Genomic DNA, 12016 nt, shown 5'->3' on the forward strand with positions numbered 1-12016 from the left:
AGCTCGCCGCTTCGCTCAGCTCTCGACCTCGTTCCGGATGCGCCGCAGCACTGGCGCCGTGACAGTGCGACCGCGCTGGTGCTGGACAAGCCGCTCGACGCGATCCCAGTCGGCGGTGCGTCCGAGCGCCCGCATGGCGGCGTCTCGTTCGTCCTCGTTGACCGTGCGGTCGCGCGCAAGGTCGACCAGGGTCTGCTCCGGAGTGGTCACGAGCGTGACCCCCAGCTCGGTGGCGGCCTGCTGGGTGTCGATCGCGTCGATGTCGCGGTGCACGAACCGCACGACGGCATCGCAACGGTCCGTCAGCGTGACGTCTCGATGACGCCGCGGAGCCGCGACCGTGGCGTGGCCGCGCGCCCGTGGAACAACCCCGAGGATGCGGGCCGCCGTCATGCCCATGAGCACCGCTCGCCTGTCGCCGAAGATGGTGGTGGCCACGGCAGCCGCTGCTGCTTCGAGGGCCGGTCGCCAGCGGGCCCGGTCGTAGGCATCATCAGGCACGGCGACGTACGTGCCGTACGCGAGTCTGTGGACGTCGCCCTTGGCCGCCCTGCCACGGAGGACCGCCCGCGGGTTGACGTAGGCCTGCTCGAGATCGGCTGGCCTCACGGCACGCATCGGACGCACGGCGAGGCGCACCTCACCCGGCTGCTTGTCCGGCATCGTCGACCACATCCCCATCTACGTACGAAGTGTAGCCTCGGACACTACAGATCGCGCAGTATTTGACCCCGCCGTGGCTGTCGCCACCGGCTCGCACAGGGCGTGCTCGATCGCACGGCGAGCCTGCCCGGCCTATCGGATGCGACAGCCCACCTGCGACGAAGCTCGGCCAGCTCGACTGTGGTGCCCTCCCCGACGCCCGCACGCGCCCCGGCAAGGCTCGCCGTCAGCTCAGGGCTCAAGAGGATCTCAACAGTCTCGTCCAGAGCCGCCAGGTCGTCCGATGCGGTGGGCAGCGAGGCGAGGCCTTGCCGGTATGGGTGGGGCGTTGCACGCTGGAGCCCTCTTCCGGGCGGAGGGCACCATGGGCAAGTTGATCTACGCGGCCAACATCTCCCTCGACGGCTACCTCGAGGACGAGACCGGCGCGTTCGACTGGTCCGTGCCCAGCGAACAGGTGCACGCCTTCTGGAACGAGCACGAACGGCACATCGGCACCTCGCTCTACGGGCGACGCATGTACGAGACGATGCGCGTCTGGGAAGACGACGACTGGCTGGCGGACGAGCCACCGGTGGTCCGCGAGTACGCCGGCATCTGGCGTGACACCGACAAGATCGTCTACTCCACCTCACTCAACGCGGTGTCGACCGCGCGCACGAGGATCGAGCGCCAGTTCGACCTCGAGGCGGTTCGACGCCTCAAGGAGACGTCCGAGCGGGACCTGAGCATCGGGGGCGCAGGAATCGCGGCCGAGGCCTTCCGGCACGGCCTGGTCGACGAGTGCGTGCTGCTCCTGTGCCCGGTCAGCGTCGGCGGCGGCAAGCCGGCGCTGCCTCGAGGCATGCGGCTGGGCCTCGAACTGCTCGACGAGGACCGCTTCGACAACGGCGTGGTCTACGTCCGCCATGCCGTCTCCCACCGATAGGAACTGGCTGTTGCTCTCCGCGCCTCGGCGCAGAACGCGGCGACTCACACCGATCGCCCATCCTGTCGCACCCTCGCCTGCAGGACGACGATAGCCGCCCCCAAATGGGCCAACTCAGTCGATCAGCTTCGCCGATTGCGGCGAGGCTGTTCCCACGTGGCACAGGCCCCGTATCGCATATGAGTGTCAGAACCCCGGCAGCGCCAGCAAGTAACCGGTCCGCTGGCCGTTCGCGTGCGTCGGCACCGACCGGGTGATACCCCGCCACGCCAGCACCGACCCCTCGGCCACGCCGATAGGATCCGCGCATGGTCGCTACCCGAGATATCGCGCACTCTGGATCGACGTTCTCCGATCTGCTGGACGTAGCAGCGCAACTTCCGGCCGTCCGAATCAACCGGGCGGCGTACCTCCGGTCTGCGCTCAAACGACACTGCAGCGAGGAGCAGATCGAGCAAGCTATCGCAACAACCCCGGCGGCGGCAGGCATCCCGCTCACGACCATCACGGATGTTGCGAACACGTCCATCGCCTACGAGACGAGCAAGGTGACAGGCATCTCCACCGTTGCGGGAATACCCGGCGGACTCGCGATGCTCGGCACAGTGCCCGCCGACATGGCGCAATACGTCGGCCACATGCTCCGCATCGCTCAGAAGCTCGCCTATGTCTACAGCTGGCCCGACCTCTTTGCCGGAGACGGCGATGATCTCGACGAGGCCACGGAGGGAATCCTCACGCTCTTCGTCGGCGTCATGGTCGGGGTCCAGTTCGCTCAGAGCGGTGTCTCCAGGGTATCCGCCATGATCGCCGCGCAGGTCGTGAGGAAACTGCCCCAGCAAGCACTCACCAAGGGCGCGATCTACCCCATCGTCAAGAAGGTCACGGGGCTCCTCGGCGTGCAAATGACGAAGAAGCTTTTCGCAAGCGGAGTTGCCAAGGCCATCCCTGTCATCGGTGCGGTTCTCTCAGGCGGCCTCACCCTTGGTACATTCCTCCCGATGTCCAAGAAGCTGCAGAAGCACCTCGCCAGCCTGGAACTCACGAAGCCCGGGCACAGGGCCGGCGAAGACGAGCTGGTCGAAGTCGTCGCCCAGAACCCGGGGGCCTCTGAGGAGCCCTCTGAGGCGCGGGCCGAGCAATAGGCAGACGAGCCTGCGTCACGCTGGAGTCCAACGCCAACACCCGATCCTTGTTCCGATCAGACTTGCCGGGCTAACCAGCCACACGCACGGGTACGTTGAACGGACTCAACACCCCGGCGTCCATGGAAGCGATTCAGGCGTGCGCCGCCCTCAGCAACTGCCGGCCGATCGCCGCTGCCAAGGGAATTGGGACCGCGTTCCCGATCTGTCGAGCGATGGCAGTCTTGGACCCCATCCAGCGATAGTCTTGAGGAAATCCCTGCAGCAAGGCGGCTTCAAAGTGAGTGATTGCGCGGGGGCGCTCGGGGTGAAGGTATCGACCCTTCTCCGGCTTGAAGAACTCCGTCCGGATCGTCACTGCCGGCTTGTTCCAGTGCAGTCGACCCATGACGTCGCCCGAGCCTGACGTGTGCCCGATCCAGCATCGAGCCTTGAGGTCGTCGGGCAGGTCGAAGCGATTGCCCCCGGCAGGGATCGCATTGAACCTCGCGAGAGAGATCGGTCGATAGTCTCGCCCGACGTGCAGCTCGACCGAACTGAACGGCCCCGGCATCACGCCGCCGCCCGGCGTCGAGGTGGAACGCGCCGGAAGTTCGGTCGTGCGGGGTTCGTTCTCGACTCGTGCGAACGCCTCGGCCACCGTGCGATGCCTGCCGGCATGCGTGGGCTCAGGCCATCCTGGGAAGTCCAGATCAGCGCGGTGGCCGATGAGGAATGCCCTCTTGCGCGCCTGGAACGCGCCGTAGTCCGCGGCGTTGAGAACACGGGCCTCAAATCGGTAGTCCTCGAGCATCCCACCGGGCGCGCAGGCAGCCTCGAACTGGCGGTACTGGGGGGACTTCATGAATGCGGCGACGTTCTCGACGACGAAGTACTTCGGTCGCGCCTTGACGATCGTCTTCGCGTACTCCACCCAGAGCGCGTTGCGCTCATCCTCGACATCCTGCTTTCCAAGTGTCGAGAAGCCTTGGCACGGAGGCCCGCCGACGATCACGTCGACGCTCGGGACACCGTCGTCCCTGATCCAGTCCTGGATCGCCTTGACGTGCACCCGGGCCCCAGGGTGGTTTGCCCTGTAGGTCGCCGCAGCGGCGACGTCGAGCTCCACCGCCGCGACTGTTGCAAAACCACCGACCTCATGGAGACCGGTGGTTATGCCACCGGCACCCGCGAAGAGATCGAGGACAGTCAGCACCTTGGCAGGAGCCTCGGGCAGGACCAGGTTGGCACGATCCTGCATGGCGGTCATCCCGGAAGGATACGTTCGGACCACCGACACGACCGAATGACTCGCCGGCCGGTCTGCGTAGATCGGAGCACGCCACATGGACCACCCCGCCCCGGACCCGGCGCCGAGCCTCGGCCGACTCGCTCCGAGCTCACCGGCTGTGTCCGTACGGATGTCCCGCCAAGCGCGGCGCGACACTGCGCCCGAACTGGCACTCCGTCGCGAACTCCATCGTCGGGGCATGCGGTACAGGGTCGACCATCCGCTACCGGGTATGCCGCGGCGCCGCGCGGATGTCGTCTTCACGACCGCCCGACTGGCGGTGTTCGTGGACGGATGCTTCTGGCACGCGTGTCCTGAGCACGCGACACAGCCGTCGGTCAACGCTTCGTGGTGGAGGGACAAGCTGGCGAGGAACGTGGCGCGGGACCGCGACACCGACGCTCATCTCGCTGGCCTCGGGTGGCTGGTGCTGCGGTTCTGGGAACACTCCGACATGACGGCCGCCGCGCTCGTGGTCGAGACCGAATGGAGGGCGCGCCGCCAAGTCGCGCCGTGACGAACTGGGCTCACAGGAGCAGGTTCGCGATGGACAAGTCGCGCTCGCGGAGCACCAGGGTCTTCAGTTCGGCCTCGTCGAGCCAGTCGAGATCGAGGAAGGCCGTGAGGCGCAGGAGTCGTTTGAGCACGTCCCTCAGCACCTCGCGCCCTCCGGAGTGGCCGGACTCAGCGGCGACCTTCACCACCGTGCGGACCAGGGCTGGAGTGGCCGCGATCGAGCTGCGCCGCGCCATGACCTGGTCGAGATCGGCCTCTCCCAGCACATCGAGCAACCAGTACGGATCGCTCTCCCGCGCTTCGTCGTAGAGCACATGCGCGCGCCACCACAAGCGTGCGAGGGTGTGGCGCGTCAGGTCCGTCCCCTTGAAGCGATCCCCGACAAACGTACCGTCATCGTTGGGCGGAAAGCGCCAGGCGCAGACATCGGGCAGGAGCACGAGGGCGAGGTAGGCCCAGATCTGCCGCTGGGATGCCTCCCCCGGGCTGACGCCCATCCGCGCATGCAGGATCCGGCCGACCTGACGGTCGAACCGATGGCGCGCGTCAAGTCCCGGACGCGCCGGGAAGCCTTGCTCCCGGGCGACCCGCAGCACCTCATGGCGGATGACCGCGAGGTCGTCGCGGCGCGCGCGCATCCCCCCGGAAGCGGCGTAGACCACGCGCGCGGAGCCGGGGACGGCGGCCGGCTCGGCGCCGTGCACCACCTCATGCGAGAGCGCAGCGAACAGTGTCTCGGTCTCCCCAGGAAGAAGTCGGGGATACAGAGTGCTCACGACACCGACCCTGGGAACCGAAGTGTGCTCTGGGCAAGCGCCCGCACGCGCGACGGATCCCGACGCCACTCACCGCGCAGACGAGCCACTGCGTCATGCGCACTCTCACCTGGGTGGCTCAGGAAGGAGCGAATCAGGTTGGTCACGAGCTGCCCCGTCGAGATTTCAGCGTCCTCGGGCTGATCCGGTTCATACTCCTCGTCGTCCAGCGCCCTGCCGACCAGATCGCACACAACGTCCACCATGAGCGTGTCCCAGATCGCTGCGGACGAGGTACTGCCCGCTTCCAGCGCGCGGGTGACTGCGCCATTGTCGACGTTGAGGAGCACGAGAAGGCTGCCCATCGCAGGAGCTGTCCAGTCGGATCCGTCGAGACTCACGTACCAGGCAGCGGCGGCAGGCAGTCCCTGTTCGACGAACCTGACTGGCGCGATGGGCAGCAGCCCCCCGGCGCCCTCGAGCGCGAGTTGCAGCATGTCGCTCCAGAGGACGCTGCCCGCCCGCCTCGCAGTGAAGCCCTCGGAGTCCGACTCATCCACCCGGACGAGCGTCGTCTCGAGCACGAGATCACCAGCGAGCTCCGCACCCTTCACTGGCGCAGCCAGATGGACCTGGGCCCAACCGGTCGTGGCGTCGGGGACGAGACGCTCCATGGTCGCCGACCGGCGCACGAGCGTTCCGGTCGACCAGTAGCGGACGTGGAGTCCGAGCTGCACCTCGGGGTCCAGCCCTGAAGCCCGCGCCGCACCGAGTACGTCGACCCGGACGATCCTCTCGAACTCGTGCAACGACTCGTAGTCCGAACCCGGCAGCACGGTGGTCACGGGCGCTCCGTGGAGCGTCCACGACTCGGCAGACACCGAGTCGGCGGGCACGGGGTACGGCATCGCTCTCACAGCACCACCCACTCCACGCCGATCTCGATCGCTGCATCAGCCACAGGTTGCGCCAAGAGGTCGAGCTCTTCGGCGGCGACGTCCACTTCGAGGCCGGGAACCACGGCGCCGTCCTCTCGGCGCCACCCATACACCTTCGGCTGTTCGGCAGAGGCCGGGGCGGAGGTCTCGGCGCCCTCTCCTGTGACGACACCGACGACTCCGCGGAGGCGACCTGACACCGCAGTCCGGACACGCTGCGCCACGAGCCAGGTACCGTCGAGCAGCTCGAAGCGCGGGTTCCCGACAAGTAGTGGTCGCCGGGGTCGTCCGGGACGCGCACCTCCTCCGTCTCCCCCGCGACCGCCCCCCGGAGCGCCGCCCGCGCCTCGAGGATGATCGGGCGAGTTGCTCCCGCGCCCCGCGCCGCCGTCACCGTCGAGCGGGGCGCCATCGCCGACGCCGGCGAGGAGGAAGCCAAGCCGCTGGGATACCGCGCCGACTGAGGCGCTCTCGACAGCCGCGGGCGTGCCCCTCGGCCCCGCGAGCTCGATGCACCGCTCCGCGAGCCTGCGCCGCGCGACCCGCACAAACGTGGCCTCGTGACCGGCGAGCTGAGCGTCCACCCAAGAATCGTGAGTGGGCGGCTCGGCCCTCGCGAAGGTCGAGTCCAGCGAGTCGTCGACCTTGAAGACCCCCGCGTATCCGACCTCTGGGTGGGGCTTCGCCGGACCCTCGTGGTAGCCGACGACCAGGTCTGGGCGTCGCATCAGCGCTACATGATGTGGCGCGGTGTCGCGGTCGAGCCCGAGCTCCTCAGCAGCCCGACTTCTGACGCGCGCGCCGAGTGTCGATACGGCCGCGAAGGAGCCCAGCAGACGGCGCGGATTGCCGCACCGAATCTCCGCGTCCGGTGCGCGCAAGCTCATCTCGCGGTAAGCATTGGCGAAGTGGGCGAGCGTCGCGTCAGTCGACTCGTCCGGGACCTTGACCGGCTCGCCGTTCACTGCGACCGAGACGTGCATGCGCGGGGAGCGGTCCTCCAGAGTGAGTGGCCACAGGTTCCACGCCATAGCCTCGGCTAGGTACTGGCCTGCGTCGTGCACCGAGAGTTCGGGAGCCGCCGCTTCGTCGTCATGCGACGGGTCGCGAAGATCGGGGTCCAACACGACGACGGTGGTGCCGGTCGCCTCGTCGTCGAACGGCGGCAGGCCCAACCGCTCTGCGACCCTTGTCGCGTGGTCGTCAGTCAACGGCTCACAGTGATCCGCCCTGACGTCGCCCCACCAGTGGCGCCCCGTGAACGGGCGGCGATCGTGGTCGTTGTAGGACTCAAGGAGCGAGGACCCGATAAGGCGCGTCCTGAGGTGTCCCTCCACATCCCGGAACCGCGTATGGATGATGACCGTGCCGACGCGACTGGCCAGGAAGAACGCACCCTTTCCGTAACCGTATGTCCCGCCGCCGCCGTCCGTGTCCTGTCTCTCCCCGGAGTTCAGGACGAATGAGAGCCAGCCGCGGTTGCCTGGGTCCGCATAGTGATCCGACCGTGTCGGCCCCCCGAGACCCGACGTGCCGCGATCGACCACGGCGAGGTAGCGGATCGTGGGGTAACGGAGCACTTCGCCCAGCCCACGCATCGGACCAGACTCACGCGGCGCATCAGGCGTGAGCAGTTCGCGCCAGGCCGGGGCGTGAGCGGGTCCGACATCGCGTAGCTCCAGTGAGAAACGAATCCTGCGGGACGCCTTCGCGTCCCAGGAGTTCTGTGCTGCCTCACGAACCAGCACCGTCAAGACGGACAGCTCGGGGCGACCCAGTTGGTTGCGGAGCCCCTCCGCTGTGATCGCCCCCGCAGGCGAGAACGGCTGCGAGAACCAGGACGGCCGACTCATCGTCGCTCCAGGAATGCGCCGAGAAGTTCCGCCAGCGGGCGCTCGTCAGCAGGGACAACGTCGAGGTCGATCAGGTACTCGACCGCTCCGACACCCGCGGGCACAGCCTGCTCGATGAACCGGCTTGGCCGTATGGACGGGAAGCCATCGTCGACTCGGTACCACCGTCGCTCGACGATCTCGAACCGAGCGCCGACGACCTCCGGTTCGGTCATCGCCGGAAGTCCTACTCTATCCAGGCGGTCGAGAACCCCAGCGGCCCCGCCCTTGGCGAGGCAGCGCTCAATGAGCTCGACCAGGCTGACGCCTACGCCGACGTCGGCGGGACGGAGCCGGAACCAGACGAGGCCCAGCGTGCCGCCGACCGGGGACTCGAGCTGGTCGGTGCCGTGGATCCGGACTAGACGGCCCTCCTTCGTGAGGCTCGCTTTGACCTCGAGTGCGTGGATCGGAGACCTGAAGTCCTGAGCCTCGCCAAGAGGACCGGTCCACCAGGACACCGCACGAGAGTCGAGGTCGAGCAGCTCGTCGAGGATCAGAAGTTCAGCGACAAGGCCGCCGAATCGCTCGGTGGTCCACGCCGCGTGGCCCGCTCCGAGCAGCGCGCGCCAGTCGTCGAGCTGCTGGCTCACTGCTGCACCAGGGTCGTTAGGCCCCGCGAGGAGCGCCAGGCACACGTCCGCGGCGAGTCCTGTGAACACCCCAGTGAGGTCCGGTCGCGCGCACTCGAGGTCCGCGTAGCGAAGACTCGCCTCGTCCGAGGCCAGTGCTCGCGTCGTCAGACGGACCCCACTACTCACGTGGTCTGACACGTCAGGCGCCTCGATTGGCATCGGCACCAGGATGTGCCGGTGCGAATCGGCGTCGACGCCGACACGGACGTACGCCCGCCCGAGCGGAAGTGCAATGTCCACGGATGCGATAGTCGGCCCGGAAGGCACCGGCAACTGGGACCAGTAGTACTCGAGTGTGCGACGGAGTTCCGACTCGACGTGTACCGCGCGGGTCATGAACCGACCGCGGTCGAATCGAGATCCTCGTCCAGCACTGCGACATCGATCTCGTCGTCCGCCACAGCACCCGGGAAGACCTTCGACAGGTCCGCAGCGACGAAGTCGTACTCGACAGCGACGTCATCCCCCGCCGATGGCCGGGGGAACACCAGCGCAGCACCCCACACGACGGTCGCCGGCGCATCGAGCGCTACGCGGTACTTCGCCGATGGCGCCGAGACGGGGTCGATGGGATAGAGCATGAGAAGACCTGTCTCAGGCGCCTGCTGCTCTCGGAGACGGGCATAGGCAGAGCGCCCCGTGCCGTCCCAGTCCGGTGGCACGTGCAGGTCCACGGCCTCGTCACGCGAACCACTCAGCGTCTTGATGTCGGCGTGAGCTAGATCCTTGGTGTTGGCCAGCCGCGAGCGGCGCACCATCCCAATGGCGCGTCCGTCCGGCAGCTGGATCGCCTTCTCCGTCTCCGAAGCCGGTCGACCCATGACCGCGACGTTCCAGCGGCCCAACCCACCCGCGCGGGCGCGCGCCTGCATGTACTGGATGAGGAGCGCTGGATCCGCCTCAACCGACTTCTCGTGGAAGCTGTAGGAGTGAATGAAGGACATGACGACGCTCGAAGGCACGCCGTGCCAAAGAATCCTGCCCGGATCGCCGTCGGGCCCCGCGTGCGGTTCGGCGGAGACCGACCGGTCGCAGGCCTTGACCAGCGCCTCGACAGCGACGGCGTTGGCGGCGAACCAGGCGGAAGCCTTATCACGCGGGGCGACCGGGAAGTACCTGGACTCGATCAGCTGGCCTCCGTAGGCCGCCGCAGCCCTGACCGCGTCGGCCATCTTGCTGGGCGCGGTGATCTTCATCTTCGGGTGGGAGCGGATGCGGACAGCCATCTCGAGTGGTGACTTGTGCTCGACAAGGTAGCGATCGATCTCCTTTCGCATCTCTGCCTCGACAGTCGCGAGATGCATGAACCACTCGCGGACCTCAGTCGGCATCCAGATGCGTGGAAGGTCGGAGTACCCCGGCCGATATCCGAACCATCGTCCCATCTGCAATAGCGTGTCGTAGACGTCGGCCGATCGGACGAAGAAACTCACGACCAATCCCTCGAGCGTCAAACCGCGGGACAGAGTGTTGCCGCCCACGGCGATGACGGTCTGCGGACCGCCGTCGTAGTTCAGACGATCTTGGCTGCGGTAGTGGTCCAGGATCACCTTGGTATCGGTTACCACCGAAGCAAGGACCAGCTCCACCTCGTCGAACCCGATCGGCATCTCACCGAGTTCTACGGCAGGGACCCTCTGCGTCTCCGCCTCCCACAGATGGAGAAACTCTGACCGGAGTTCCGGCGAGCACGAACCGAGTGCCTCAAGAACCGTGGCCCTGAGCCTCCGCAGAGGGGCCGCGAAGGAGTCGTGTACGAGCGTGTCGGAGTGCGCGTGCACAAGCATCGAGGAGTGCCGAACCTCCCCGTCACGAACACGGCGGGCAGCGGTCGCGAGCCAGAACCACATGATCGCCCGGCGCAGAGATGCTGTGATCTCGGGTCGGAAGTCCGGCACCTCCGAACGGCTCCTTGGCCGCAGAGATGCCAGTTCCGTCACTGGGATGTCTCGCACCATGTCCATACCACCCGGGACGTCGGCCGGGTCCTCACCGTCCATGGCGTCCCGACCGAACAGCGTCTCCGGTCCTTGGTAGGCCGCACTCCGCTCGAGGCTCAGGATGAAGTCCCTCGGGTAGAAGTCCTTGGTGTCGCTCGGATCGATCAGCAGATTCGCGAACGGCGTCGCCGTGTAGCCGACATAGCAGGCCTTCGGCAGACTCTCCATGATCCCGGAGATCAGAGGATTGATCGTCTTGGTAGCAACCGTGGCCTGGTCGGCCTCGTCATCGATGATCAGCGTCGGAACATTCGCGAGATGCTCGGAGGCAGTGCGGAGCCAGGCGCGCAATTTGCGCAGCACCACCGCGTTCTTCTTCACAACCAGCAGTAGCGCCTGCTCGTTCCCAGCGAGAAGCGACGCGGCGTATGCGGGTGGCATGAAATCACGCTCCGCACTGGTCAACTGGTGCCACATCGTGGGGTTAGAAGCAACAATGTCGTCCGCGAGACGCGCCTGTGTCTGAGTTCTCAGAGCGTTGTGGATCCCCGACATCACGATGAACATGCGATAACCGCGGTCTGCCGCCTTGCAGATCACCGAGGTGAAGTTGGAGGTCTTCCCTGACTGGACATGCCCGACGACGAGGCCTTTCGAGGAAAACGCGGGCGTCGCAGGGTGGTCAAGCATCGCGACGACCTTGCTCGAAGCAGCGTCGATCTTTGCGGTTGCCTCCGGCCCGACGGTCCTGCCAAGGCGCTTCTCTAGGTAAGGCCAGTTGACATCGCTGGGCCTAGGACCCGTGTACCAGGGAACTCGGCCTTCGCGCGAAATCCCCAGCGGTTCGCGCAACTGAACAATCTCCCGCGCCTCGACATCGTGTCTAGCGAGCAGGACCTCAAGAAGATCCTCGGGGAGACCGATTGCCCTCAAGTTCTGGATCGCCTCGTGCGGCTGAAACCGCTGCGTGAACGTCTGGAACGACTGCCAGGCAGTCTCGCCTGCGGCCCGCTCATCAACCACAATCCCCCCTGTCCGGTGCACTCGCCGCGCCGGCCACGCCCATCTCGCGCAGGACTGGACTCCGCACCGTGCCGGCATGGTCAGCCTAGCTGCCTGACTGTCTCCAGTAGTGGCGATTTGGGCAACCGTCGCTCACCCGTTGCGCCAGTCGAGTGATGTGCGCAAGCGCCCAGGGGGCGTTGCACGGTCGAGCAACGGACAGAACAGGCCTGCGCCGTTTCCCGCGTCCGCGAACGAGAGAATCAATCCGCTCCTCAGGAAATCCGGCTCCCGTGCTGCGCAACGGCCGTCGACGCCACCTGCGGCGCGCG

General features: G+C 66.9%; 10 protein-coding genes. 3 read left to right on the forward strand and 7 right to left on the reverse strand.

The features are described from left to right. Nucleotides 1–15 precede the first annotated feature (15 nt). Nucleotides 16–609, reverse strand: coding sequence for a type IV toxin-antitoxin system AbiEi family antitoxin (locus ACTHAM_RS09515; RefSeq protein WP_440686738.1), 594 nt, complete (start codon nt 607–609; stop codon nt 16–18). Nucleotides 610–1027: 418 nt separating this feature from the next. On the opposite strand from ACTHAM_RS09515, the gene ACTHAM_RS09520 reads away from it, so the two are divergent. Both ACTHAM_RS09520 and ACTHAM_RS09525 read left to right on the forward strand, forming a co-directional pair. Continuing rightward, nucleotides 1028–1591 (forward strand): dihydrofolate reductase family protein, encoded by a 564-nt coding sequence (locus ACTHAM_RS09520; RefSeq protein WP_440686740.1) that lies wholly within the window; start codon nt 1028–1030, stop codon nt 1589–1591. Nucleotides 1592–1899: 308 nt separating this feature from the next. Continuing rightward, a complete protein-coding gene (locus ACTHAM_RS09525; RefSeq protein ID WP_440686742.1) occupies nt 1900–2736 on the forward strand; it encodes a hypothetical protein in 837 nt (278 codons plus the stop codon). A 133-nt stretch (nt 2737–2869) separates the two neighbouring features. On the opposite strand, the gene ACTHAM_RS09530 is transcribed toward ACTHAM_RS09525, so the two are convergent. Beyond that, nucleotides 2870–3985 carry a DNA cytosine methyltransferase gene (locus tag ACTHAM_RS09530; protein ID WP_440686744.1) on the reverse strand — a complete coding sequence of 372 codons (1116 nt, stop codon included), beginning with the start codon at nt 3983–3985 and terminating at the stop codon, nt 2870–2872. A 151-nt stretch (nt 3986–4136) separates the two neighbouring features. Between ACTHAM_RS09530 and ACTHAM_RS09535 the strand changes: the two genes are divergently transcribed. After that, complete coding sequence (locus ACTHAM_RS09535; protein ID WP_440686875.1) at nt 4137–4523, forward strand: very short patch repair endonuclease; 387 nt, start codon at nt 4137–4139, stop codon at nt 4521–4523. Between the two features lie 10 nt (nt 4524–4533). Here the strand turns inward: ACTHAM_RS09535 and ACTHAM_RS09540 are convergent, their stop codons facing one another. The 5 genes from ACTHAM_RS09540 to ACTHAM_RS09560 all read right to left on the reverse strand — a co-directional run bounded on the left by ACTHAM_RS09540 (nt 4534) and on the right by ACTHAM_RS09560 (nt 11705). Further along, nucleotides 4534–5298: a DUF6339 family protein gene (locus ACTHAM_RS09540; protein WP_440686746.1), complete on the reverse strand. Its 765-nt coding sequence runs from the start codon at nt 5296–5298 to the stop codon at nt 4534–4536. Next, on the reverse strand, nt 5295–6122 hold the full coding sequence (locus ACTHAM_RS09545; protein WP_440686748.1) for a hypothetical protein: 828 nt from the start codon (nt 6120–6122) through the stop codon (nt 5295–5297). Before ACTHAM_RS09545 ends, ACTHAM_RS09540 begins: the two co-directional genes overlap by 4 nt. Nucleotides 6123–6190: 68 nt before the next feature. Next, nucleotides 6191–7813, reverse strand: a complete 1623-nt coding sequence (locus ACTHAM_RS09550) for a hypothetical protein (RefSeq protein WP_440686750.1) — start codon at nt 7811–7813, stop codon at nt 6191–6193. A 251-nt stretch (nt 7814–8064) separates the two neighbouring features. After that, nucleotides 8065–9078: a PD-(D/E)XK motif protein gene (locus tag ACTHAM_RS09555; RefSeq protein WP_440686752.1), complete on the reverse strand. Its 1014-nt coding sequence runs from the start codon at nt 9076–9078 to the stop codon at nt 8065–8067. Further along, nucleotides 9075–11705 carry a Z1 domain-containing protein gene (locus tag ACTHAM_RS09560; protein ID WP_440686753.1) on the reverse strand — a complete coding sequence of 877 codons (2631 nt, stop codon included), beginning with the start codon at nt 11703–11705 and terminating at the stop codon, nt 9075–9077. Before ACTHAM_RS09560 ends, ACTHAM_RS09555 begins: the two co-directional genes overlap by 4 nt. Nucleotides 11706–12016: the final 311 nt, after the last annotated feature.

This window comes from Cellulomonas soli, assembly GCF_052036975.1.
Taxonomy (GTDB): domain Bacteria; phylum Actinomycetota; class Actinomycetes; order Actinomycetales; family Cellulomonadaceae; genus Cellulomonas; species Cellulomonas soli_A.